Origin of the sequence: Zongyangia hominis (assembly GCF_014385095.1) — a bacterium.
GTDB classification, from domain to species: domain Bacteria; phylum Bacillota; class Clostridia; order Oscillospirales; family Ruminococcaceae; genus Zongyangia; species Zongyangia hominis.
Map to the genome: position 1 here is coordinate 110,899 of NZ_JACRTC010000002.1, position 24,802 is coordinate 135,700.

Sequence of the window (24,802 nt, forward strand, 5' to 3'; positions counted from 1 at the left end):
GAATGACCCGTGGCAGATTTACAGGAAGAACTGCAGCGATTCCTGACAGCCCGCTTCGGCGTGGATGTCAAGGACGCCTTCGTATCCTGCATTCAAAAAATTCACAAGGAAAATCAGAATGTGGCCGCTCTGGAGCAGCCCATGAAGGATGCCACCCAGCAGGTGCTGGATATCCGGGAGGAAGTTGTTACGGCTTCCCAGAATGCGGTCCAGACCGCTGATGACGCCAAGACCATCGCCCGGGCGGCAGAGAGCAGCTCCAGCGAAGCCCTGGCCACTGCAAAGAACGCCAAGGATGAATCCTTCAATGCCTCCGGGGACGCACAGCTTGCCATGTCCGCCGCTCAGAATATGCAGCAGAGTTTTTCCAATATGGAACTGCTGCTCTCCGGGAAGGTGGACGGAGCCTTCGTGGAAAACGGCTATCTGTATCTGACCTCCAACAATGAAGTGGTGGTTGGTCCCCTCGGCCCCTTTTCCGGCACGGGCGGCTCCGGTGGTGCCGGCGGCAATAATGCCGTGCTGGCGGTCTCCAACACCAGCGGCTGGCTGAGCAAGTCCATCGCCTACGGCAAGGATTGTCTCGTCCAGATCACCTGGTCCTCTCTGGAGGATGAGCTGCCCACTGGCAACGGCGTGATGAAGGTCACGGTAAACGGCATCGTTAAGGCCATGCTGGACATTCCCCAGGGAGCGGTAACCGCTGATCTGGGACCGTATCTGTCTGTGGGCAGCAACGCAGTGCGGATTCAGGTTTCGGATGCCTATGAGAACAGCCGAACCATCAATTTCAATATCAATGCCATCGAGGCGTCCATGAGTTCCACCTTCGACTCCGGGACTTCCTTCGATGGCATTATCACCTTTACCTATGTGCCGGTGGGGGCCATCAGCAAGACGGTTCACATCCTACTGGACGGCAAGGAGATTGCCACGGTGACCGCCACCTCCAGCGGCAGGCAGATGTCCTACACGATTCCCGCCCAGAAGCACGGAGCGCATACGCTGGAAGCCTATTTCGATGCCACCGTCAATGGGCAAACCATCGAGTCCAATCATCTGTATTATGAGATCATCTGCGTGGAGAGCCTGAACACCACGCCCATCATTGCCACCAGCTTTCAGGATGGCACGGTGGCCCAGTACACCACGCTGGCCATTCCGTTTACGGTCTACGACCCAGCGAATCTGACCGCCGAGGTGGAACTGTCGGTGAATGGCAGTGTGGTGTCCCGCCAGACGGTGGATCGCACTCAGCAGATTTGGTCTTACCGGGCAGACAGCGCCGGGGATCTGGCTCTGGAAATCTCCTGCGGCAGTGCTTCCCGCACCATTGCGCTGACGGTGACTGCCAGCGAGATGGAAATTGAAGCGGAAACCGAGGGGCTGTCTCTGTACCTGTCCAGTGCCGGTCGGAGCAATACAGAAGAGAACCCCGGTGTGTGGGAGTATGGCAATATCTCCGCTGTATTCTCCGATTTTAACTTCACCTCGGACGGCTGGCAGCTGGATGAGGACAATATCCCCGTTCTCCGGGTGTCCGGCGATGCCAGACTGACCATTCCGGTGCAGCCCTTCGGGAAGGACTTCCGTACCACAGGCAAGACCATCGAGATTGAGTTTGCCACCCGGAATGTTATGAACTACGATGCCATAGTGCTGTCCTGCATAAGCGGCAATCGCGGTATCTCCATCACGCCCCAGCTGGCGACTCTTCGCTCTGAGCAGAAGGAGATCACCACCAGGTACAAGGAAAACGAGCACCTGCGCCTGTCCTTTGTGGTGGAGAAGAAAGCCGTCAACCGGCTCATCTACTGCTACATCAACGGTATCATGTCCGGTGTGGTGCAGTACCCGGCGGACGATGACTTTGCCCAGAGTGTGCCTGTGGATATTTCCATTGGCTCCCGGGATGCTGCCATTGACCTGTACTGCATCCGGGTCTATGACAATGACCTGACCCGGCACCAGGTTCTGAACAACTGGATCGCCGACACCCAGGTGGTAGAAACCATGCTGGAGCGGTACAGCCGCAACCATGTATTTGACGCCTACTCCCAGATCGTAATTTCCCAGCTGCCGAAGGACCTGCCGTACCTGGTGCTGGACGGCACGGAGCTGCCCCAGTACAAGGGCGATGTGAAAACCATGAGCGGCTATTACACCGACCCGGTCAACGGCAGCAGGTCCTTCACCTTCTCTGGGGCTGAAGTGGATGTGCAGGGTACTTCCTCCCAGTATTACGCCCGGAAGAACTACAAGATTAAGTTCAAGGGCGGCTTTGTGGACCCCAGCGGCAACACCCAGGAGACCTACAAGCTGCGCTCCGATTCCATTCCCACGAAAACCTTCACCTTCAAGGCGGATGTGGCTTCCTCCGAGGGAGCCAACAATGTGGAACTGGCCCGGCTCTATGAGGATACCTGCCCCTTCCGGACTGCACCCCAGAAGCAGGACAGCCGCATCCGTCAGGGCATCGATGGATTCCCCATTGTGGTCTTCTGGTATGACGGTGAAAACACCAGCTTCATCGGCAAGTACAACTTCAACTTCGATAAAGCCACCCCGGAGGTGTTCGGCTTTTCCGAGGGCGATGAAAGCTGGGAAATTCTCAACAACACCAGCGACCGAGTTCTCTGGAAGGACGATGATTACTCCGGTACGGATTGGCAGGGCGACTTTGAAGCCAGGTATCCCAAGGACTACGCTGATCCCGCCAACCTGTCCGAACTGGCTGCGTGGCTGAAAAGCACCGACCAGTCCGCCGCCACGGGAGACAAGCTGACGGTAAACCGCACCTTTGACGGGGTGCTGTACACCACGGATACCGCCGCTTACCGTCTGGCCAAGTTCAAATCTGAGTTTGCACAGCATTTTGAAAAGGATGCCGTGCTTTTTTATTATCTGTTCACGGAGCTGTTCCTGATGGTGGACAGTCGAGCCAAGAATATGTTCCCGACCTTCATGGCGGGGAGCAAGTGGTTCTCGCTGCCTTACGACTTTGATACCGCCATCGGCATCAACAACGAGGGTGCGCTGGTGTTCTCCTACAATCTGGAGGACATCGACCACACCGAGTCCGGGGCCGACATCTACAACGGTCAGCAGTCCGTCCTGTGGATCAATGTCCGGGCGGCTTTCTTTGAGGATATCAAGGCCATGTACCAGAAGCTGCGTTCCAATGGCACGTTGTCCTTCCCCGTGACGGAACAGCGGTTTGAGGAGCATCAGGCAAAGTGGCCCGAAGCGGTGTTCAACGAGGATGCCTATTTCAAGTACCTCCAGCCCCTGGTGGAGCAGAACACGGCCAGCTATCTCTCCATGCTGCAGGGCTCCAAGGCCGAGCAGAGAAAGTGGTGGCTGTATAACCGATTCCGCTATCTGGACTCCAAGTACAATGCCGGGGATGCCCTGACCGATGTGGTGACCCTTCGTGGATACGCCAAGGATGATATTACCGTCACGCCTTATGCGGATATCTACGCGACGGTGAAGTACGGCTCCTATCTGGTACAGCAGAGGGCGAACCGCAATGTGGCATACACGCTGGCCTGTCCGCTGTCCAATGTGAATGACACCGAGATTTATATCTACAGTGCCAGTCAGCTTCAGTCCATCGGCGACCTTTCCGGGCTGATGGTGGGCTACGCGGATTTCTCCATGGCTACCCGGCTTCAGAGCCTGAAGGTCGGTGATGCGGAGGACAGCTACTCCAACGGCAACCTGACTGAACTGTACCTGGGCAACAACACCCTGCTGCGGACGCTGGATGTCCGCAACTGCCCGAATCTCAAGCAGGCTGTGGATGTGTCCGGCTGTACAAACATCGAGCATCTGTACTTTGAAGGGACGGCGGTGACCGGTGTCCAGCTGCCCAACGGCGGCATTCTGAAAACGCTTCATTTGCCCGGAACGGTGACTAACCTGACCATCCGAAACCAGACGGGCATTACGGATTTCGTGATTGGCGGGTATGACAACATCTCCACGCTGCGTCTGGAAAATGTGAGCGAGGTGTTCGACCTGTGGGAGATTCTGCACAGCATTCCCGTTGGTGCCCGTGTCCGTGTCACCGGGCTGGAACGCAGCTTTGAGGATACGGCGGACATTCTGGCGTTCTATGACCTGCTGGATACCATGCGTGGTCTGGACGAGAACGGCAACAACATGGAGAAAGCCCAGGTCAGCGGCACCTTCACCATTGATACGCTGACGGGAAATGACCTTGCTGAGATGCAGGAGCGGTACCCGAACATCAAAATCCAGTACAACCACTTCACCGCACAAGTAAACTTCTATGATGATTCCGGCAGCACCTTGCTGAAAACTGTCACGGTTTACGATGGTGGGGATACAGCCTATGGAAGCAGCAATCCGACCAAGGCCTCCACAGCGCAGTACAGCTACAGCTTCACCGGCTGGAGTCTGACGGCTGGCGGTTCGGCGAATGCAAATGCGCTGAAGGCAGTTGTGGTGGATCGGAACGTGTATGCGGCGTACTCCAAAACTGTTCGGAAGTATACCATTTACTTCTACAATGGTTCGACACTGTTACAGACCGTCTCCAATGTTCCTTACGGCAGCGGCGCTTATTATTCCGGTGATACCCCGGAAAAGACCGGCGTTGATTTCCCGGAGGACTATGTGTTCACTGGGTGGAGTCCCTCCAATAACGGCATCACTGGGAACACCTATTGCTATGCGCAGTACAAGTATATCGGCTATGCCTACACATCCATTGTGGAAAGCTCCATTGCGGGTGAGTACGCAAATGACCGGGTAACTGCGGTCGGCGACTATGTTTTCCGTAATTGTACTGCTCTGACGGGAATCAGCCTACCTTCCGTGGAGAGCATTGGCGTATGCGCGTTCCTGTCCTGCACGAAGCTGACCAGCGTCAGCGTTCCGGCCATCAAGACGATTTACAGATCGGCATTTTCAAGCTGTACCGCGCTTACCAGCATTGACCTCCACGGCGTTACCTCAATTGCGGCCATGGCGTTCTATTGCTGTACCAATCTGACAACGGTTATCCTGCGCAACGCAAGCCAAGTTTGCGCTCTCGGCGACATCAATGTATTCGATTCGACAGCCCTTGCCCAGGTGTTCGTTCCTGCGGCAATGGTAGATGCCTATAAGGCCGACAGCAGATGGAGCAAACACGCAAGCAAGATACTCGCGATTGAGGATTATCCGGATATTACGGGAGGTTGATAAAATGAGCGAATACACCTATACCGTTGACGTCATCGGCGATGACGCCCTAGCGGACAGTGTGATTATGAAAACTGTTACCGAGGTGATTGATCAGCATATTAACACCATCTCTGAGTACGCATTTTACGGCTGTGCGGCCCTGCAAACGGTGATCGGTACGAATGTAACCAGCATACGCTCCGATTGTTTTACGGGTTGTACTGCATTAGAAACGGTATCCTTTCCGGTTCTGAAGGTTATGGATGGATATTTTAGAAACTGCACTGCTCTCAAAAATGTGGATCTTCCGCAATTGAAAGACATTCGGAGGCAATATGCATTTGAAAAGTGTACCGCGCTGGAGAAAATCGATCTCCCGGTCTGTACCCATATAGGGGTGGGAACAAGCTACGCTTGCTGTGCTTTTCGTTCCTGCTCCTCTTTGTCTGTTGCGATCCTCAGAAGCACAACCATGTGCGAATTGGATGATACCAGCGTCTTTTCTGATACACCCATTTCAAAAGGGACTGGGTATATCTATGTGCCGAAAGCACTGATTGAAAGCTACCAGGCCCATGAAAAGTGGAGTGTCTATGCAAACCAGTTCCGTGCCATTGAGGATTATCCTGAAATCTGTGGTCAGTAACCCAAATAACAGAGTCAAGAGCGGTTGCCCATGACGGGTGACCGCTCTTCTCATATTAAAATTCAAAGGAGGACAACTACTATGAAAGAATTCTGGAACACCATTCAGCTGGCCTTTGCCGCTGTGGGCGGCTGGCTTGGCTACTTCCTGGGCGGCTGTGATGGCCTGCTCTACGCCCTGATCGCCTTCGTGGCCATCGACTACATCACCGGAGTCATGTGCGCCATTGCCGATAAGAGCCTGTCCAGCGAGGTGGGCTTTAAGGGCATCTGCCGCAAGGTACTGATTTTCCTGCTGGTGGGTATCGGCAACATTATCGATGTTCAGGTGCTGGGTGCGCCCGGTGTGCTGCGCACGGCAGTGATTTTCTTCTACCTGTCCAATGAGGGTGTATCCCTGCTGGAGAATGCCGCCCATCTTGGTCTGCCTGTGCCGGATGCCATCAAGACCGTACTGGAGCAGCTCCATGACCGCTCTGACGGGAAGGAGGGACAGTAATGGCTTATACGAACAGTTCTCTGGTGGCATACACCAAGCTGAGCCCCAACCACTCCGGTCAGCGAACTCACAGCATTGACCGCATCACGCCCCACTGTGTTGTGGGACAGGCCACCGCAGAACGCATCTGCGATTGCTTCATCAGCCCTGACCGTCAGGCCAGCTGCAACTACGGCATCGGCACGGACGGCAGGGTTTCTCTCTGTGTGGAGGAAAAGGACCGCTCCTGGTGTTCTTCCAGCAGGGAGAATGACCAGCGTGCCGTCACCATTGAGTGCGCCAGCGACACCTCCGCACCCTATGCCATGAACAGCAAGGTCTACGATTCCCTGGTCAAGCTGTGTACGGATATCTGCCAGCGCAACGGGAAAAAGAAGCTGATCTGGCTTGCGGACAAGACCAAGACGCTGAACTACACGCCCCAGTCTGACGAAATGGTGCTGACCGTCCATCGCTGGTTTGCCAACAAGTCCTGCCCGGGTGATTGGCTGTACAGCCGCCTGGGCGATCTGGCATCTAAGGTCACGGCGGCTCTGGACGGCACTTCCACCACGACCACTCCGTCCACAGGAACGGAAACGAAAGTGCTGTACCGCGTCCGCAAGACCTGGGCGGATGCCAAATCCCAGAAGGGCGCGTACAAGATTCTGGCCAATGCCCAGAAATGCGCCGATGCCAATCCGGGCTACAGTGTGTTCGACAGCAACGGCACCCTGGTTTACCCGGTAAGCTATCGGGTCCATACCGTTGTCCACGGCGATACCCTCTGGAAGATCGCTGCCCAGTACCTTGGTGACGGTTCCCGGTATAAGGAGATCGTCAGCTTGAACGGCCTGACTTCCAATGTCATTTACAGCGGTATGAAACTGAAGATCCCCAACTAAGCAAGAAGCCCATCGAGGAGATGTTTCTCTTCGGTGGGCTTATTTTTTTTGCTCTTTTTAGGGACCAAACGGCAATATCGTGTCCGGTGGCAAGTGAGGGAACCCTTCCGAGGACAAGATTTTCTCTTATGCTTTCGGCCAAAGTCGGCATTCTTGTCCAGATGGGTCATTGAGGAAAGCCCTCAGAAGGAGGATACCATAATGACCAATCAGCAAAAAGATCAAATTACCGCCCTGCGCTCACAGAGGTTCGGATATGCCACCATCGCAAAGGCAGTGGGACTGAAGAAAGATACCGTTGTCGCATACTGCCGAAAGATAGGGCTGACCGGCACAAAGGCCACCGACAACAGCCGTATCGACCTGGATGCCGACTTCTGCCTGCAGTGCGGTGCATTGCTCACGCAGACCCCAGGCAGGAAACGCATCAAGTTCTGCTCGGATAAATGTCGTGTTGCCTGGTGGAATACCCACCCGGAAAAGGTCAACCGCAAAGCTGTATATGAATTCACCTGCGCTCACTGCGGTAAGCCATTCACAGCATACGGCAATGCCGGACGGAAGTACTGCTGTCACGCCTGCTACATTGCAGACCGTTTCAAAGGCGGTGACGGTAATGAGTGAGACCGCATTTCAGGCTGAACTCAAGTATCAGACAGCAATTTCCATAGCCAAGAACCTACGCAGCCAGGGCCTTCTGACCGAGGAGGAATATGGCGTAATTGATACAAAGCTGCAGGCCGAATTCAAGCCATCTTTGGGTACATTATTATCCGAAAATGACTTGATAAATTAGCCTTTTAGAGTGATGTATAGTGTCGGAAAGGAGTGATTTCATGCGAAAAATCAATATAATCGAGCCAAAAGTTCCGCAAATGCCCAGCCGCAAAATGGTCGCTGCCTACGCCAGAGTGTCGATGGAATCAGAAAGATTACAGCACTCCCTTTCGGCACAGGTCAGTTATTACAGCAGCCTGATCCAGCAGAATCCCGCCTGGGAATATGCCGGGGTCTATGCGGATGATGGCATCACTGGAACAAAAACAAATGACCGCACGGAGTTCAACCGCATGATTGCCGACTGCGAAGCCGGGAAAATCGACATTATACTGACTAAGTCCATCTCCCGCTTTGCCAGAAATACGGTTGACCTTCTGAATGCAGTCCGACACTTAAAAGATCTGGGTATTTCGGTTCAGTTTGAAAAGGAACACATTGACAGCCTGTCCGAGGACGGCGAACTGATGCTGACGCTGCTTGCGTCCTTCGCCCAGGAAGAAGTGCGGAGCCTTTCGGACAATGTGAAATGGGGTACCCGGAAACGCTTTGAGAAGGGCATCCCCAACGGACGCTTCCAAATTTACGGTTACCGTTGGGACGGAGACCATCTGGTGGTCGAACCCGAAGAAGCCAAAATTGTCAAACTCATCTACGTTAATTTTCTGAACGGCCTGTCAGCAGAGTCCACTGAAAAGCAGCTTGAAGAAATGGGCGTGAAGTCGTACAAGGGACAGCATTTCGGCAACACATCCATACGGCAGATTCTCGGCAACATCACATATACCGGAAATCTGCTCTTCCAGAAAGAATACACCGTAGACCCTATCAGCAAGAAAAGCCGCAAGAACCAGGGTGAACTTCCGCAGTATTGGGTTGAGAATACCCACGAAGCCATCATTCCGATGGAAGTTTACCAGGCGGTGCAGGAGGAAAAAGCCCGCCGCCGGGAACTCGGTGTATTCGCCAACTGGAGCATCAACACTTCCTGCTTCACCAGCAAAATAAAGTGTGGACGATGCGGTAAAAGCTATCAGCGGTCCAACCGCAAGGGCCGTAAAGACCCCGATGCCAATTACACGGTCTGGATTTGCGGTACGCGCAGGAAAACCGGGAATGCGCAGTGTCAGAACAAGGACATTCCCGAGCCAATGCTGAAGGAAGCCTGTACTGCCGTCCTCGGGCTGGACGAATTTGATGAAACCGTCTTTTCGGAACAGATCGACCACATCGAAATTCCCGCTCCGTATGAAATGGTGTTCTATTTTAAGGACGGACGCATTGTTCCACACCGCTGGCAGTCCACCATGCGGAAAGACTGCTGGACGGATGAACGCCGTGCCGCGAAAGGACGTTATGTTCAGGAGCATCAGCTCGGCCCCAACAGTTCCTGCTTTACCAGCCGTATCCGCTGCGACCAGTGTGGTGAAAATTACCGCAGACAGCGCTCCCGGCATAAGGACGGCAGCTTTGATTCTGTATGGCGGTGCGCGTCTTCCGCAAAGTGCTCCAGTCCCAGCATCAAAGAAGAAACGCTGATGGCGCTATGTGCTAAAGCCATGGGGCTGGATGAATTTGAAGAGACGGCCTTTCGGGAGCAGATAGCTTGTATTCACATTACCGCGCCGTACCATCTGTCTATCCACTTTTTCGATGGCCACACATTTGAAGCCCAATGGGAAAACAAACGGAAAATGCCCAAGCACTCCGAGAAGCGTAAACAGCATATGCGGGAAGTTATGATTCAGAAATGGAGGGAAAGACATGGCGAGAGTAACGACCATTCCGGCGACGATCAGCCGGTTTACGGCAACGCCGATTAACGAGAAGAAAAAACGCCGCACTGCCGCTTATGCCCGTGTTTCCACGGACAGCGAGGAGCAGCTCACCAGCTACACCGCCCAGGTGGACTACTATACCAATTACATCAAGGGGCGTGACGATTGGGAGTTTGTGGCTGTATATACGGACGAGGGCATCACTGGCACCAACACCAAGCACCGTGAAGGCTTCAAGCGCATGGTAGCCGACGCTCTGGACGGGAAAATCGATCTCATCGTCACCAAGTCGGTCAGCCGGTTTGCCAGAAACACGGTCGACAGCCTGACCACCGTCCGGCAGCTGAAGGAAAAAGGCGTGGAGATTTATTTTGAAAAAGAGAATATCTGGACGCTGGATTCCAAGGGCGAACTGCTGATTACCATTATGTCCAGCCTTGCCCAGGAAGAAAGCCGCTCTATCTCCGAAAACTGCACATGGGGCCAGAGAAAGCGGTTCGCAGACGGTAAAGTCACCGTACCCTTCAAGCGGTTCCTGGGTTATGACCGTGGCCCCGACGGCAATCTGGTTCTGAATCCCGAAGAGGCGGTCATTGTCCGGCGTATCTACAGTATGTTCCTACAGGGAATGACACCCTATGGCATCGCCACCCAACTTACCGCCGACGAAATCAAGTCGCCGGGTGGAAAAGATAAGTGGAATTCCGGAGCCGTCCGCAGTATCCTTACCAATGAGAAGTACAAGGGCGATGCGCTCCTGCAAAAGTCCTACACGGTTGACTTCCTCACCAAGAAGAAAAAGACCAATGAGGGTGAAATCCCACAGTACTATGTGGAAGGCAACCACGAAGCCATCATCAGCCCGGATGTATTCGAGCAGGTACAACGGGAACTGGAACGCCGGAAACAGGGCAAAGGACGGCACAGCGGCGTTCACCTTTTCTCCGGCAAAATCAAATGTGGGCAGTGTGGCGAATGGTATGGGTCAAAGGTATGGCATTCAAACAGCAAGTACCGCCGTGTAATTTGGCAGTGCAATCATAAATTTGACGGCGATGAAAAGTGTGCCACCCCGCACCTGACGGAGGAGGACATTAAAACGATGTTCGTATCGGCGGTCAATCAGCTGATCAGCCAGAAGGATGCGATTATCACGGTTCTCACAGCATCCCTCGACACTGCATTCGACCTTACCGCCCTCAAAGCGGAACAGGCTGAACTGGAAAGCGAAATGACGGTGGTTTCCGACCTTATCCAAAAGTGCATATACGAAAATGCTCATGTTGCCCTCGACCAGGTGGAATACCAAAAACGCTATGACGGACTGACTGCTCGGTTCGACGCAGCCAAGGCCCGGTATGAATCCCTGGATGAGACCATCCGCAGTAAGCAATCCCGCAGGGCAACGATTGAAGATTTCCTTACCACCCTCAAAAAAGCCAACCTGGTGGACACCTTCGATACAGCCCTTTGGTGCGGACTGGTGGACTTTGCCACGGTGTACAGCAAGGACGATGTGCGGTTCACCTTCAAAAACGGACAGGAAATCAAGGCTTAAGGGCGCAAGGCCGCAACACCGCAAAGGGTGTACCCAAGGCCGCAAAAACCGCTCAAATATTGCGGTCTTACACAAACGAACTCCTCACTACCATTGTGGCGGTGAGGAGTTTTTCTGTGCGAACAAAAACAGTCGCTTAGGCTTTTACACCGCAACGACTGTTTTTACACCGCAAAGGCACACTTTTTAATTTTTCCTATTCCTTGTATCATAGTCTGCATGATTATTTCATAAACCGTTGCATTCGGTCTGGTTTCATGAGAAATACCTATCACCTGTGCCAGAATGCGAGAAACCTCTGCAGGGGTATAAAATTGTCCTTTGCTCTTGCCGCTCTCGGTGGCAAATTTACGCATCAAGTATTCGTAGGCATCACCAATCAGGTCATCACCCTCGGCACGGTTCTTTGAGAAATCCAGTTCAGGACGGCGGAAAATCTCAATCAGCTTGCTCAGCTTTTTGACCATTTCCTCACCCTTGCCCAGCTTATCAGGGTCGTTGAAAGAAACCTTGTCAATAACACCACGAAGGCCATTTGCTTCTGCCAGTTTTGCAATGACCTTATTGATACCCTCGCCAATATCCTTTTTTCCGATCAGCTTAACCATATCGCCGAAGCTACCACCCTCGGGAACCTCAATATCGGCATAATCCTGTCCGGAAAATTTATCAGAAACATATTTCACAAACAGTAGGGTAAGGATATAGTCTTTATATTGAGAGGCATCCATACCACCTCTCAACGCATCGCAGCTCGCCCATAGGGAACTGTATAATTCGCTCTTTTTAACAGCCATGCCTATTACTCCAATCTACAGATCATTTTTGATCCGGAACAAACTCCAGAATATCATTCGGTGTACATCCCATAGCAACACAAATACTCTCGACCTTGTCCAGGGCAATATACTGACCGTTTTTTAATTTTGTGATGATATTCGCAGAAATACCAGCATCACGCATCAATTGTGCGTTTGAAACGTCCTTTTCAATCATCATGTGTAATAACCGTTTATAGCTCACAGCCATGCTGATACCTCCCAGATAATAGATATCCTATTGTATCACGGTTCTGTGAAAAAATCAATATTTCAGTGCTTTGCTTTGATGAAAACAGAACGATTTTGCGTAATAAGTGGCATTAAATTCAGCAACGTCAGTGTTATTCGTGAGGGGTATCTCCCCTCGTTCATTCTGCGAAAATTCGCATTTGACCTCAGGCCGGTCTCCAATATAAAAAGAAAAAGGCCACAAACCGCATAATCATGCGATTTATAGGCCTTCATATTATGGAGCGGGCAACGGGAATCGAACCCGCAACCTCAGCTTGGGAAGCTGATGTTTTACCACTAAACTATGCCCGCCTGACCCTTTTATTTTATACCATTTGGCGGAAAAAGGCAAGGGCTTTTTTCTCACATCTCTTCTTCCCCATTTCCCTCCTCCCCGGCAAAAAAACGGAGGAATTGCCGTCCGGCCAAGGATAGATGGGCGCTTTGCGGATAGACAGCGGTGATGCAGGTGGTGAACGAGGGCTCCGCGATGATTTTATACGTGGTATCAGCGCTTTCAATGATTTTTAAAGCAGTCTGGGGAACAATACCAACACCGAGCCCGGCATTGGCCCATAAAAGGGTAGTGCGGGCATCGTCGTTTTTGCATAAGACCTGAGGTTGAACGCCCACCCTTTCAAAAGCCGACAAAATGAGCGGTTCAAAGCGCCGGTAAAAGATGAGGGGTTGTTCCCCGAGCTCTGCCAAAGAGACAAGCGTCCCCTCTCCCGCAAAGTAGCGGGGCGCTCCCACGGCCACCAAGGGCTCCGGGTCCAGACTGGTACAGGATAGTCCTTCGGCGGCAAAGGGGGTGCGGACCACCGCCAATTCTATGATGCCCGCCCGCAAGGACTCGATGAGCTCGTAGGTGTTCCCCTCATGAATTTCAAAGCGGATCTGAGGAAACGCCTCGTGAAACGCGATCATCCGCTTTTCCAAAAGCATCGCCCCCGACGAGGAGATGGTGCCCAAGCGCAATGTCACGTGTTGACGGTGGTCCAGCTCCTCCAAATCCCGGCGGGTATCTGTGGTGAGGGCCAGAATTTGTTTCGCCCGCTTGTACATCAGTTCACCCGCCGGCGTCAACATGATTTTCCGCGGCCCCCGAATAAAGAGTTGCATCCCCAGCTCTTCCTCCAGCGCCTTCATCTGGCTGGATAACGGCGGTTGAGACAGGTGGAGACGCTTGGCAGCCGCACTGATGTTCCCTTCCTCCACGATCGCTGTAAAATACGAAAGCTGTTTGATATCCATAAGCCCCTCCTATAGTAAAATCCTATCATATCCATAGGAACGAAATAGTATTCATATAGATCAATGTATGCTATGATCATACAGGAAGAAAAAAACAAAAGCAAGAAGGGGAAGATACATCCATGTGGAAATTGGCGCGATATCTCAAACATTTTAAAAAAGAAGTGATTCTCGGCCCCTTTTTTAAGCTCTTAGAGGCCATTTTTGAGCTGATCGTCCCGCTGGTCATGGCCAAGATCATCGACGTGGGGGTCAAAAACGGAGACACCCGCTATGTCCTGACCATGGGCGGCGTCATGGTGCTCTTGGGGGTGGCGGGCCTCGGGTTCGCCCTGACCTGCCAGTACTTCGCGGCCAAGGCCTCCCAGGGCTTTGGCACCATGGTCCGAAACGACCTGTTTGCCCATATCTCCTCCCTCTCCCACGGGGAGGTGGACCGCATCGGCACCCCCTCCCTCATCACCCGCATCACCGGGGACGTCAACCAGCTCCAGGTGGCCGTCGCCATGCTCATCCGGCTGGTGGTACGCGCGCCCTTTTTGGTCATCGGCGCCGCCGTCATGGCCATGATGCTGGATTTGCGGCTTTCCCTCGTCTTTTTGGCCGCCGCCCCGCTGGTGGGATTGGCCCTCTATTTCGTCATGAGCCGCAGTGTCCCCTTCTATCGGGTTATCCAGAAAAAGCTGGACCGCATCTCTCTGATCACCCGGGAAAATCTGGAGGGAGCCAGGGTCATTCGCGCCTTTTCCAAGCAGGATACCGAGCGGGCGCGGTTTCATGCGGCAAGTGAGGACGCCATGGTTTCCTCCATCCGAGTGGGAAAGATCGCGGCGCTTCTCAACCCCCTCACCTTCGCCATCATGAACCTAGCCATTGTGGCCATCGTCTGGTTCGGTGGATTTCGGGTCGACACCGGCGCTCTCAGCCAGGGCCAGATCATCGCCTTTGTCAACTATATGACCCAGATTCTGTTGGCTCTGGTGGTGGTGGCTAACCTCGTCATCATCTTTACCAAGTCCTCCGCCAGCGCGGCGCGGGTCAATGAAGTCTTCGCCACTCAGCCCTCCATCACCGATCCGGAAAAGGCCCTTTCTACCAAGGACGCCGCCGCGCCCAAAATCCAGTTTCGGGACGTCTCCTTTTCCTACCCCGGTTCGGGGGAAGTTTCCCTCTCCCACATAAGCGTCGACATTCAAAAGGGCCAGACCGTCGGCATCATCGGCGGCACCGGCTCGGGCAAATCCACCCTTGTAAACCTCATTCCCCGCTTTTACGACGCCACCGAGGGGAGCATCCTCGTCGACGGCGTGGACGTGCGCTCCTACCCCCTGGAAAAACTGCGGGGACAGATTGGCATCGTCCCCCAGCAGGCGGTCCTCTTCTCCGGTACTCTGGAAGAGAACCTGCGCTGGGGCAAGGAAGGGGCCACCAAGGAGCAAATGGACAAGGCGCTGCGGGTGGCCCAGGCCAAGGAATTTGTGGACCGGCTCCCCGACGGCTGGGACACTCAGATCGCCCAGGGGGGTAAAAATCTCTCGGGCGGCCAGCGTCAGCGGCTGACTATCGCCCGGGCCCTGACTCGGGAGCCGGACATCCTCATCCTCGACGACAGCATGAGCGCTTTGGACTTTGCCACCGACGCGGCGCTGCGCCGGGCGCTCAGAGAGGAGACCGAGGACATGACCGTCCTGATGGTCACCCAGCGGGCCCACACCATCCGCAGCGCCGACCTCATCATCGTCCTCGACGACGGGGAGGTGGCGGGTATCGGCACCCATGAGGCGCTCTTTGCCCAGTGTGGTGTCTACCGGGAAATTTGCCTATCCCAGCAAAAGGAAAAGGAGGCGGCCGGACAATGAGCCTATCCAAAAAAAGTGGTAAAGAAAACAGCAGCTGGGCGGTGGGAAAGCGGTTACTTTCCTTTACAAAGCCCTACGCGGGCTTTTTGGCCGGCGGGCTGCTCTGCGCCCTGGTGAGCGTTCTGCTCTCCCTGTGGCTGCCGGTGCTCATCGGCGACGCGGTGGACCTCATCGTGGGCGCGGGACAGGTGGATTTTCCCGGCATGGTGCCCATCCTCCTCAAAATGGCCGGAGCCATTGCCGTCAGTGCCCTGTTTTCCTGGATGATGACCGTCTGTACCAACACCGTTTCCTATAAAACCGTCAAATCCATCCGGGACGCCGCCTTTGACCGGCTTTCCCAGGTGCCCCTCTCGGTGCTGGACAGCCACTCCCACGGCGATCTCATCGCCCGGGTGGTCACCGATACCGACATGATCTCCGACGGCCTGCTCCAGGGCTTCAGCCAGCTCTTCACAGGACTTGTCACCATCCTGGGCACCCTGGGCTTCATGCTTTCGGTCAACGCCCACATCGCCCTGGTCGTGGTGGTGCTCACCCCCCTCTCCCTCTTTGTGGCCTCCTTCATCGCCCGGCGCTCCCACCGGATGTTTTCCGTCCAATCGGCCACCCGGGGCGAAATGACGGGACTGGTGGAGGAACTCATTGGCAACCAAAAGGTAGTCAAGGCCTTCGGCTACGAAAAAAAAGCCCAGGCCCGGTTTGAGGAAATCAACGGCCGCCTATACGACTGCGGGGTCAAGGCCCAGTTTTATTCCTCCATGACGAACCCCTGCACCCGCTTTGTCAACGGCGTGGTCTACGCGGCGGTGGGCATCTTCGGCGCTCTCTCGGTCATCGGCGGGAATCTGAGCGTGGGACAGCTTTCCAGTTTCTTGGCCTACGCGAACCAGTACACCAAGCCCTTTAACGAGATTACCGGTGTCATCACCGAGCTGCAGACCGCCTTTGCCTCGGCCCGCCGGGTCTTCTCCCTCCTCGATGAACCTCTCGAGCCATCCGACGCCGGGAACCAACCCATCGCCCACTGCGACGGTTCGGTGGCGCTGGAACACGTCTTTTTCTCCTACCGCCCCGACCGGCCCCTCATCGAGGATTTAAATTTGCGGGTGCAGCCCGGTCAAATTATCGCCATCGTGGGTCCCACCGGCTGCGGCAAGACCACCATGATCAACCTTCTCATGCGCTTTTATGACGTGGACAGCGGCAAAATCTTGGTGGACGGCCAGGACACCCGGACGCTGCAAAGGAGCAGCCTGCGCTCACAGTACGGCATGGTCCTCCAGGACTCCTGGCTCTTTGGGGGCACGGTGGCGGAGAATATCGCCTACGGCCGGCCCGACGCCACCAGGGAGGAAATTGTGGCCGCCGCCAAGGCCGCCCACGCCCACAGCTTTATCCGGCGTCTGCCAAAGGGCTATGACACGCTCATCGAAGGGGACGGCGCCAACCTGTCCCAGGGCCAGCGGCAGCTCATGTGCATCGCCCGGGTCATGCTCACCCAGCCCCCCATGCTCATCCTCGACGAGGCCACCAGCTCCATCGACACCCGCACAGAAGAGAAGATTCAGGAGGCCTTCGCCCGGATGATGCGCGGCCGCACCAGCTTCATCGTGGCCCACCGCCTCTCCACCATCCGCCAGGCCGACGTCATCCTTGTCATGCGGGACGGCCACATCGTGGAGATGGGCAGCCACGCCGCGCTGCTCGAAAAGGGCGGCTTCTACGCCACCCTCTATAACAGCCAGTTCGCCCAGCCCGACGCTCAGGCATAAAATGGCTTTGCACTGCCTGGCAGGCGTTCCCGCCATGGCGCTTTCCCCGCACGCAAAAAGGCCTCCGCTTATGGAAGCGGAGGCCTTTTTCTTTCCGTTAAAACCGGATGGGGTTGTCGTCGGAAGTGTAGTCGTGGGTGTCGGTGGGCATGTTCTTCTTGGCGAGGCGCTCCTCGATAAACCCGCGGATGAGGGTGTAGATGATGGCGAAGACGGGGACGCCGATGAACATGCCGAGGAACCCGAAGAGCCCACCGGCCAGGATGATGGAGAAGATGACCCAGAAGGCGGAGATGCCGATGGACTGGCCCAGAATCTTGGGGCCCAGGATGTTGCCGTCAAACTGCTGAAGCGCCAGGATGAACAGGGCAAACCACAGCGCCTGGACGGGGTTGATCATCAGCACCAGCAGGATACTGGGGATGGCGCCGATAAAGGGCCCGAAGTAGGGGATGACGTTGGTGACTCCCACCAGGACGCTGATGAGCATGGGATAGGGAAAGCTGAAGATGCTCATGAAGATGAAGCAGAGGACGCCGATGATGAGAGAGTCGAGAATTTTGCCGCCGATAAAGCCGCTGAAAATGGCGTTGGACTTGTGTCCCAACCGGATGAGGGAATCTACCCGCTCCTTTTTCATCAGCGCGTAGAGCACCTTCTTGCTCTGGGCCAAGAAGCGCTCCTTGTTGTAAAGGACATAGATGGAAATGATAAAGCCCACCAGCACCCGGACGATGCCGGAGGTAATCTGGATGGTGTAGCCCACCACGTGGGGCAGGGCGTTGGTGACCATGGTGTAAACTTTATAGAGGACTTCCTCCGCCGAGCCGATCATGCCGCCGATGTTCTGCACCAGATGGGCGGCCGTCTGTTCATCGCCCAAAAAGTAGACGAGAGTGCTTTTGGCGAAGTCCTCTAACTTGGTGGCATAGGAGGAGATGTTATGGGTCAAGTTGGAAATGCTGTTGGCCACCTCGGGGATGATGGTGAAAAAGAGGATGGCCAGCACCGCCAGAAAGACGGCGAAGGTCAAAAGGATGGAGATCATCCGCTGAAACTTTGGCTTCAACTTCTCCTTGCAAATGGGGTGGACCACCCGCCGTTCCAGCCACTTCATCAGGGGGTTAAGAAGGTACGCGATGGAAAACGCATAGATGAAGGGGGACAAAATCCCCACGATCTTACTGAGCAGGCTGGTAAAATAGCTGATGTTAAAGAGAAATAAGAAAAACAGGATACTTGCCACGATGACCAAAAACGCGTAGAGCGAAACGGTCAGGTACTTCTTGTTTTGTTCCAGTTTCATGTTGGCCTCTCTCCCGCAATCAATTTAGTGTCCGCTTTCTTCCGATTCCTCCAGCAGGCGGAGCCACTCGTCGCCCATGTCGGAAAGCAGCTGCTTTTCCGCTTCCAGATCGCCGCAAAGCTGGGTGATCTTCTCGTAGTCGATGGCGTTTTCCGGATCCGCGATGGCCGCTTCCAGTGCGGCGCAGTTTTCTTCCGCCTGCTCGATGGCCCTTTCCAACTCCCCCAGCCTGGCCTTGCGCATAGCCGCCGCCCGGCGCTGCTCCTTGGTCTTATAAAAGCTCTGCTTGTTCTGGGAGTCGTTTTCCTTGGCCGCCGGGCGCTCAGGCGGTATCTCCTGCCGCCGCTCCTGATAAAAGTCGAAGTTGCCGGGGTACAAAGTGGCGCGGCCGCCGCTTAGGTCAAGAATTTTATCCGGGACCCGGTTGAGCAGGTACCGGTCGTGAGAAATGAGGAGGACGACCCCCTCAAACTCCCGCAGGGCGTCCTCGATGGCCTCCTTGGTGGGCAAATCCAGGTGGTTGGTGGGCTCGTCGAGCAGGAGCACATTGCTCCCGCGCAGGCGCAGGATGGCAAAGGCCACCTTGGCACGCTCCCCGCCGGAAAGCTCCCCCACCCGCTTGTAGACGTTTTCCCCGGTGAGCAGGACACAGCCCAAGGCGTTTCGCACTTCCTGCTCGGCGAGCCGCGGGTAGCGCCGCCAGACTTCCTCGAGCGCGGTGTTCTCAGGCTTCATGTCGGCGTTTTCCTGGTCGTAGTAGCCCAGGTGGACGTTTTTGCCCCACTCGATACGCCCCTGTTCGCAGGGGCGCGTACCCAGCAGTATTTTTAAGAGCGTCGTCTTTCCACAGCCGTTGGGGCCGATGACGGCGATCTTTTCGCCCTTTTTGACATCCAGCGCCACCCCTTCCACCAGGGTGCGCCTTCCGCTCCCCCGCCCCACCGTCACCGCCAGGTCCTTGACAATCAGCACGTCGTTGGCGGTATTTTTGGCAAAGGAAAAGGTGATCTTGGGAGGCTTCACATAGGTCTTCGGCTTTTTGAGCGGCTCCATTCGGTCGAGCGCCTTCTGACGGCTCTTGGCCATATTGGAGGTGCTGGCCCGGGCCATGTTACGGGCCACATAGTCCTGCATGGAGACCATGACCTGGGACTGGATCTCGTATTCCTTCTGCATCCGCTTCACCCGCTCGTCCCGCTGGCGGAGATAGGAGGTATAGTTGCCCTTGTAATCCAAGACCTCCCGGTCGCTCACCTCCCAGATGGTGTCCACCAGCTTGTCTAAGAAGTACCGGTCGTGGGAGACGATGAGCACCGCGCCTTTGTAGGAGGAAAGGTATTCCTCCAGCCAGGCGAGGGTCTTAAAGTCCAGATGGTTGGTGGGCTCATCCAGGATGAGCAGGTCGGGCTTTTCGAGGAGGAGCTTCGCGATGGCAAGCCTCGTCTTCTCCCCGCCGGACAGGTGATCGATGACGCTCTCGTAAACCTGAGCCCCAAAGCCCATGCCGCCCAGCACCGTCTTGATGGCCACGTCCATCTGGTAGCCGTCCCGGGCCTCAAACCGGGCCTGTTCCCGGGCGTAGACCTGGACGATCTCCTCATAGCGGGGGGAATCGTGGGGAATCTTCCCCATCTCCTGTTCCAGCGTCTGGAGCCGCTCGCCCACCTCGATGAGGTCGGCAAAGGCCGAGCGCATCTCCTCATACACGGTATTTCCCCGGGAAAGGCCGCTGTTTTGCTTGAGATACCCGATGCGTATGTCCCGTTGGATGCTGATTTCCCCTTCGTCGGGGGAAAGCTCGCCGGTGATGAGCCTTAACAGGGTGGACTTCCCCGCGCCGTTTGGCCCGATGACGCCGATGCGCTGGTCGGGCTCGATATTTTGGGTACAATTTTCTATAATCAGGTCGGCGCCAAAAAACTTTGTCACCGACTGGAGTGATACAATCATGGAAGGACGCTCTCTCTTTCTGTCGGAGTATAAAACTGCATTTATTATAACTTGTTTTAGAGAATTCTACAAGAAAGAAAAGCTCCCGCGCGCCGGCGTGGGAGCTAAAGATTCCTAGTAGGTGATTTTGGAGACGCTGGGATAGGAGTCAAAGGACACAAAGCCGTAGAGGATGAGCACGTCGTCGAAGTGGTTTTCGCTCATGATGGCGCTCATCTCCTCCTTGAGATAGCGCAAGTCCACCACCCACACCTCGTCGTAGTTGCGCAGCAAAAACGGGGTGAAGCAATTGCCGAAGCTGTCCTTGACGACCAGAATCCGGCTGCCGTCCCCCGGCCGGTCCACTTCCCCGCTTCTCAGAACAGTGAGTCCGTTGTTGCCGTGGAGAAAAGCGCCGTATTTGTCTCGCTCGTCAAACTTCTCCATGGCGTAGAGGCCCTCTGTCTCCTTGCCGTCGATGACGATCTTCCCGGTGGAAAAGTCGTAGTAGCTGATCACGTCAGGCACCGTGTTGAAGGCCTTGGACTTGGAAAAAAAGGTGCCGTAAAAGTCTTTGACCTCATGGCCGGTGAGCTGTGAGAGCTCCACGGGCTTGCGTCCCCGGCTCTCGCAAAACTGCCGGTAGGCGTAATAGGCTCCCTGGGTGGTCCAGTGGTGGTCGGTGCGGTAGTAGATGTATTCGTCCCTGTGTTCGCTCATGGTGGGGAAAATGTCCAGGGTTTTAATGCCGCTTTTCTCCAGCTCACCGTAAATTTCTTTTGTCCTGGCCACCTGGTCGACAAAGGCGAGCCCCGCGGGCACCTTATCTTCCAGCGCCTCGTAGGAATAGGGGATGAGCATGGCGCTCACCGTCGTCTGATCGGCGTATTTGTCCCCGAACTCCTTGACAAAGGCGGTGTTTTTCCCTAGGCGCTCCTCGTCGGTGGAGAAATATTTCTCGAACATATAGTGGTCTTTGCCGTAAATGACGCCGTTATTCTCCGTCTTGCCCAGCAGAAATTCCGACCGGGACTTGAGGCTGATCCACTGGTCCCGCAGGACAAATTGGTCGTTGACGTACTTTTCATATTTCATGGTGTAGCTCTGATCCCCTTCGGCCATCAGGCTTTTGACCGAGAACGCCGGCTTCTTTGTCAAGGCACGGTTTTCCATGTCGGAAAACTCCCGGATGGGATAGAGGTTGTCCCAGATGAAGATGCCCACAATCAGGAGGCCAAAAATCAGTGTCATGGGGTGTTTGAGCAGTTGTTTTATTTTTTCCATCACGGCAGGAGGCCTCCTTTCTTAGAATCGGAAGTAGAGGAAGGGGTTGTAGGTGGCGTCCACCAGGTATGCCACCGAGAGGAGCAGAATCAGCACATAGACCGTATTTTTGAGCCACCCGATGTTCACTTTCTCAAAGAGCCTGGGGATGAGGGGGGTGGAGAGGACGCAGGCGATGACGATGGTCACCGCGTAGTTGCGCAGGTAGTAGAGCCAGTCGGCCCCGACGGTAAAGGAGAACATTCGCATAAAGAAGGTCCCCAGTTGCGTAAGATCGGTGATGGCGAAAAGGCTCCAGGACATGAGCAGCAAAAACAACACATAGACATGGGAGAAAATCCGGTGCTTGTCCAAAAACTTTGAAAATCCCGCCTTCTCGACGGCCAGGAAGACGAAGAAGAACAGTCCCCAGAAGATGAAGTTCCAGTTGGCCCCGTGCCAGAAGCCGGTGCAGGCCCAGACCACGAACAGGTTAAAGTACATCCGGGCCTTGCCCTTGCGGTTGCCGCCCAGGGGGATATAGACATACTCCCGGAACCAGGCGCTCAGGGTCATGTGCCAGCGCCGCCAGAAATCGGTGATACTCCGGGCGATGTAGGGGTAGTTGAAGTTTTCGGGGAACTCGAAGCCCAGCATCTTGCCAAGGCCGATGGCCATGGTGGAATAGCCGCTGAAATCAAAGAAAATTTGCAGGGAGAAGGCCAGGATGCCCAGCCACGCCAGCGGGGAGGAGACGTTGGCAAAGCCGATTTTCTCCACCTCGGTCCACAGCGCGCCGATATTGTTGGCGATCAGCACCTTTTTGCCCAGGCCCAGAATGAAGGTTTTGACGCCGTCCTCGATCTGGGCGAGATTGATCTTGCGGTTTTTGAGCGCTTCGTTAATATCGGTGTAGAGGACGATGGGTCCGGCGATGAGCTGGGGGAAGAGCACCACAAAGGCGCCCAGGTCGATGATGTTGTGCTCGGCCTTCACCTTGCCCCGGAAGACGTCGATGGTGTAGGACATGGTCTGGAAGGTGTAAAAGCTGATGCCCAGCGGCAGGGTGAGTTCCAAGGTCCCGATGGAGAGGCGCAAAAGGCCGTTGAGGTTTTCGATAAAGAAATTGGTGTACTTAAAGAAAAAGAGCATCCCCAGGCTAAAGAAGACGGCGATGAGGAAAAAGGCGCGCCTGAGCGCCTTTTTTTCCGCGAATTTCTCGATGCCAAGGGCCGCCAAGTAGTTGACCAAGATGGTGGCCAGCATGATGGGAAAATAGCGCGGCTCCCCCCAGGAGTAAAAGAAGAGACTCAGCAGAAGCAGGCTTAAATTTTTGAGCTTCTTCGGGACGATATAATAGATGAGAAAGGCAATGGGTAGAAATCGAAACAAAAATAGCAGGCTACTGAATACCACGCGAAAATCCCCCTCCTTGGCGTCATGTAAGCTGGGCGGCGAAATCGCCCGCATCTATGGGCAAAACAAAATTTTCCAAAAGCAAAAGCTAGCTCTTAATCTAACAGAATCCCCGTCAAATTGCAAGCTAGCCCGCCAAAATTCCTTAGATTTTTAAAGACTTTATCCCGGCTTTCCAGGACCTTTCCCGCTTTAGAAAACACAAGCTGTGTCCGCCCGCCCCTTTGCCGCCAGGCGACGGAAATAGACTCCTATTTTCTAGGCAAAGAAACTGAGGAAAATGTCCTCCGCCTTCTGGATTTCCTTGTCGAGCCCCTTTTCTGAATCGCCGACGATGAGCAGCGCCGCATAATTACCCTTGACGACCACCCGGCCCAGTTCCGCCTTTTCCTTCATGTCCGGCAGATACTGCTCCTCGATGCGGGCCTCTTTGCGTTTTTCCAGCGCCGCCTTGACGTCCTGTACCTTGCCATCCTTGGCCTTGATGACGACAACTTCGTCCACGCCGGGGATGACCTGGGCAAATTTACCGGAGAAATCCTCCACCATATCCTCGCCGATGTCATACATGTCCGCGAGCATTTCCTTGGTCAGATCGCCGGGCATGGCGATGCCGATTTCCTCATCGATTTTCTGCACGATATCGCTGAGCTTCACGCCCTCTTTGAGCTCGTCCTTGGACTGGGGCTGGGAAGCACTGCTGCTACTGCCCTCTTTCTGCGCGCATCCGGCAAAAAGCGTGACGGTCATCATGGCCGCCAGCAAAACTGCAAGTAATTTTTTCATAGTTCTACCCTTTCCTTTTCTAATTTCGCTACCCTTATTATACCTGCTTTGTCAAAGGTTTAAACATGAGAAGCCAGCAGGTCTGGTTGTATAGTGCCGCCGTTATACCGTTTTCTTGCATCTTTTTTCCCTTTTCTTTTACGAAAAATCATAGTTTCTCCCTTTTGGTTGACTTTTGTCCAAAAAGGTCAGTATAATAGCAGTGATCACTTGGACACAACAACACAAACGCGGAAAGGTGGAAGACTCCATGGAAAAATGCAAACGGGTTCTCATCCCCCTCTTTGGGATTCTTTTGATCGCCTCCGCCTTTTTCTTTTATTCCACTGTCTCGGGAAAGGCCCGGGAGGAAGAGAAAATTCCGGAACAGGTGGTCCTACCCGAATACATCCGGCCACAGATCAAGGGCTGGGCCTACACCGAGGGGCTGACTTTAGAAAGCGAATGCAAGATCGCCCTCGTTCCCGGCGGGGAGACCGCCTCGCTGGAACTTTATGTGGACGCCCCTCAGGACGAAAACGGGGCCATTATCTACGACGACGGCCAGGAGTGGACCCTGGTGCTACGAAAGGGCGGCTACTTCTATCCGCTACTAAAAAAGCAGTACATTCAAAACGGCAAAGTGTACTATAACGCCTATTATTCATACGAGGACAACGCCTTCCATATCCTGGTGATGAAGGACCAGCGGGCCGATCTGGACGTCTACGAATGCGTCTATGACGTCCACGAGGACGCCTTCGAGGTCCGCGAAGCCTACAAGGCCAAAGATATTGTGGAAGTGTACAAAAACTACTGATACAGCGGGCAAAAAGCCGGCCGAAG

General features: G+C 54.7%; 19 protein-coding genes and 1 tRNA gene. 11 read left to right on the forward strand and 9 right to left on the reverse strand.

Going from position 1 to position 24,802, the window contains the following annotated elements; all coding sequences use genetic code 11:
- Positions 1–9 precede the first annotated feature (9 nt).
- From H8709_RS04010 to H8709_RS04045, 8 genes are all read left to right on the forward strand, one after another.
- Positions 10–5,214 (forward strand): leucine-rich repeat domain-containing protein, encoded by a 5,205-nt coding sequence (locus H8709_RS04010; protein ID WP_262397086.1) that lies wholly within the window; start codon positions 10–12, stop codon positions 5,212–5,214.
- A 4-nt stretch (positions 5,215–5,218) separates the two neighbouring features.
- Positions 5,219–5,842 (forward strand): leucine-rich repeat domain-containing protein, encoded by a 624-nt coding sequence (locus H8709_RS04015; protein WP_262397087.1) that lies wholly within the window; start codon positions 5,219–5,221, stop codon positions 5,840–5,842.
- An 81-nt stretch (positions 5,843–5,923) separates the two neighbouring features.
- Positions 5,924–6,340: a phage holin family protein gene (locus H8709_RS04020; RefSeq protein ID WP_262397088.1), complete on the forward strand. Its 417-nt coding sequence runs from the start codon at positions 5,924–5,926 to the stop codon at positions 6,338–6,340.
- On the forward strand, positions 6,340–7,224 hold the full coding sequence (locus tag H8709_RS04025; protein WP_262397089.1) for a peptidoglycan recognition protein family protein: 885 nt from the start codon (positions 6,340–6,342) through the stop codon (positions 7,222–7,224). Before H8709_RS04020 ends, H8709_RS04025 begins: the two co-directional genes overlap by 1 nt.
- Positions 7,225–7,425: 201 nt before the next feature.
- Positions 7,426–7,848 (forward strand): RNA polymerase subunit sigma-70, encoded by a 423-nt coding sequence (locus H8709_RS04030; protein WP_262397090.1) that lies wholly within the window; start codon positions 7,426–7,428, stop codon positions 7,846–7,848.
- Positions 7,841–8,020 carry an SHOCT domain-containing protein gene (locus H8709_RS04035; RefSeq protein ID WP_262397091.1) on the forward strand — a complete coding sequence of 60 codons (180 nt, stop codon included), beginning with the start codon at positions 7,841–7,843 and terminating at the stop codon, positions 8,018–8,020. Before H8709_RS04030 ends, H8709_RS04035 begins: the two co-directional genes overlap by 8 nt.
- 40 nt (positions 8,021–8,060) lie before the next feature.
- Entirely contained in the window at positions 8,061–9,824 is a 1,764-nt protein-coding gene (locus H8709_RS04040; protein WP_262397092.1) for a recombinase family protein, read from the forward strand.
- Complete coding sequence (locus H8709_RS04045; RefSeq protein WP_262397093.1) at positions 9,766–11,337, forward strand: recombinase family protein; 1,572 nt, start codon at positions 9,766–9,768, stop codon at positions 11,335–11,337. The genes H8709_RS04040 and H8709_RS04045 overlap by 59 nt, the downstream gene beginning before the upstream one ends.
- A 164-nt stretch (positions 11,338–11,501) precedes the next feature.
- Here the strand turns inward: H8709_RS04045 and H8709_RS04050 are convergent, their stop codons facing one another.
- The 4 genes from H8709_RS04050 to H8709_RS04065 form a co-directional block, all read right to left on the reverse strand.
- A complete protein-coding gene (locus tag H8709_RS04050) occupies positions 11,502–12,134 on the reverse strand; it encodes a type I restriction-modification system subunit M N-terminal domain-containing protein (protein ID WP_392391653.1) in 633 nt (210 codons plus the stop codon).
- 22 nt (positions 12,135–12,156) lie between these two features.
- A complete protein-coding gene (locus tag H8709_RS04055) occupies positions 12,157–12,366 on the reverse strand; it encodes a helix-turn-helix domain-containing protein (protein ID WP_262397094.1) in 210 nt (69 codons plus the stop codon).
- A gap of 261 nt (positions 12,367–12,627) precedes the next feature.
- A tRNA-Gly gene (locus H8709_RS04060) sits at positions 12,628–12,701 on the reverse strand.
- Positions 12,702–12,752: 51 nt separating this feature from the next.
- Positions 12,753–13,643, reverse strand: coding sequence for a LysR family transcriptional regulator (locus H8709_RS04065; protein WP_262397095.1), 891 nt, complete (start codon positions 13,641–13,643; stop codon positions 12,753–12,755).
- Between the two features lie 122 nt (positions 13,644–13,765).
- Between H8709_RS04065 and H8709_RS04070 the strand changes: the two genes are divergently transcribed.
- Together H8709_RS04070 and H8709_RS04075 are read left to right on the forward strand one after the other, a co-directional pair.
- Entirely contained in the window at positions 13,766–15,502 is a 1,737-nt protein-coding gene (locus H8709_RS04070) for an ABC transporter ATP-binding protein (protein ID WP_262397096.1), read from the forward strand.
- Complete coding sequence (locus tag H8709_RS04075; protein ID WP_262397097.1) at positions 15,499–17,277, forward strand: ABC transporter ATP-binding protein; 1,779 nt, start codon at positions 15,499–15,501, stop codon at positions 17,275–17,277. The genes H8709_RS04070 and H8709_RS04075 overlap by 4 nt, the downstream gene beginning before the upstream one ends.
- 97 nt (positions 17,278–17,374) lie before the next feature.
- Here H8709_RS04075 and H8709_RS04080 read toward each other — a convergent pair whose 3' ends face one another.
- From H8709_RS04080 to H8709_RS04100, 5 genes are all read right to left on the reverse strand, one after another.
- Positions 17,375–18,583, reverse strand: coding sequence for an AI-2E family transporter (locus H8709_RS04080; protein WP_262397098.1), 1,209 nt, complete (start codon positions 18,581–18,583; stop codon positions 17,375–17,377).
- A 24-nt stretch (positions 18,584–18,607) separates the two neighbouring features.
- On the reverse strand, positions 18,608–20,533 hold the full coding sequence (locus tag H8709_RS04085) for an ABC-F family ATP-binding cassette domain-containing protein (protein WP_262397099.1): 1,926 nt from the start codon (positions 20,531–20,533) through the stop codon (positions 18,608–18,610).
- A gap of 114 nt (positions 20,534–20,647) precedes the next feature.
- Positions 20,648–21,796 carry a DHHW family protein gene (locus tag H8709_RS04090; protein WP_262397314.1) on the reverse strand — a complete coding sequence of 383 codons (1,149 nt, stop codon included), beginning with the start codon at positions 21,794–21,796 and terminating at the stop codon, positions 20,648–20,650.
- A gap of 21 nt (positions 21,797–21,817) precedes the next feature.
- Positions 21,818–23,191, reverse strand: coding sequence for an MBOAT family O-acyltransferase (locus H8709_RS04095; protein ID WP_262397100.1), 1,374 nt, complete (start codon positions 23,189–23,191; stop codon positions 21,818–21,820).
- A gap of 258 nt (positions 23,192–23,449) precedes the next feature.
- Entirely contained in the window at positions 23,450–23,977 is a 528-nt protein-coding gene (locus H8709_RS04100) for a DUF4358 domain-containing protein (RefSeq protein WP_262397101.1), read from the reverse strand.
- 250 nt (positions 23,978–24,227) lie between these two features.
- Between H8709_RS04100 and H8709_RS04105 the strand changes: the two genes are divergently transcribed.
- Positions 24,228–24,776 carry a hypothetical protein gene (locus H8709_RS04105; RefSeq protein ID WP_262397102.1) on the forward strand — a complete coding sequence of 183 codons (549 nt, stop codon included), beginning with the start codon at positions 24,228–24,230 and terminating at the stop codon, positions 24,774–24,776.
- Positions 24,777–24,802: the final 26 nt, after the last annotated feature.

Coding starts and splice junctions, on each gene's coding strand:
- H8709_RS04015 (WP_262397087.1), top strand. CDS start 5,219: ATGAGCGAATACACCTATACCGTTGACGTCATCGGCGATGACGCCCTA.
- H8709_RS04040 (WP_262397092.1), top strand. CDS start 8,061: ATGCGAAAAATCAATATAATCGAGCCAAAAGTTCCGCAAATGCCCAGC.
- H8709_RS04085 (WP_262397099.1), bottom strand. CDS start 20,533: ATGATTGTATCACTCCAGTCGGTGACAAAGTTTTTTGGCGCCGACCTG.
- H8709_RS04065 (WP_262397095.1), bottom strand. CDS start 13,643: ATGGATATCAAACAGCTTTCGTATTTTACAGCGATCGTGGAGGAAGGG.
- H8709_RS04070 (WP_262397096.1), top strand. CDS start 13,766: ATGTGGAAATTGGCGCGATATCTCAAACATTTTAAAAAAGAAGTGATT.
- H8709_RS04100 (WP_262397101.1), bottom strand. CDS start 23,977: ATGAAAAAATTACTTGCAGTTTTGCTGGCGGCCATGATGACCGTCACG.
- H8709_RS04050 (WP_392391653.1), bottom strand. CDS start 12,134: ATGGCTGTTAAAAAGAGCGAATTATACAGTTCCCTATGGGCGAGCTGC.
- H8709_RS04080 (WP_262397098.1), bottom strand. CDS start 18,583: ATGAAACTGGAACAAAACAAGAAGTACCTGACCGTTTCGCTCTACGCG.
- H8709_RS04055 (WP_262397094.1), bottom strand. CDS start 12,366: ATGGCTGTGAGCTATAAACGGTTATTACACATGATGATTGAAAAGGAC.
- H8709_RS04045 (WP_262397093.1), top strand. CDS start 9,766: ATGGCGAGAGTAACGACCATTCCGGCGACGATCAGCCGGTTTACGGCA.
- H8709_RS04105 (WP_262397102.1), top strand. CDS start 24,228: ATGGAAAAATGCAAACGGGTTCTCATCCCCCTCTTTGGGATTCTTTTG.
- H8709_RS04025 (WP_262397089.1), top strand. CDS start 6,340: ATGGCTTATACGAACAGTTCTCTGGTGGCATACACCAAGCTGAGCCCC.
- H8709_RS04035 (WP_262397091.1), top strand. CDS start 7,841: ATGAGTGAGACCGCATTTCAGGCTGAACTCAAGTATCAGACAGCAATT.
- H8709_RS04030 (WP_262397090.1), top strand. CDS start 7,426: ATGACCAATCAGCAAAAAGATCAAATTACCGCCCTGCGCTCACAGAGG.
- H8709_RS04075 (WP_262397097.1), top strand. CDS start 15,499: ATGAGCCTATCCAAAAAAAGTGGTAAAGAAAACAGCAGCTGGGCGGTG.
- H8709_RS04090 (WP_262397314.1), bottom strand. CDS start 21,796: ATGGAAAAAATAAAACAACTGCTCAAACACCCCATGACACTGATTTTT.
- H8709_RS04020 (WP_262397088.1), top strand. CDS start 5,924: ATGAAAGAATTCTGGAACACCATTCAGCTGGCCTTTGCCGCTGTGGGC.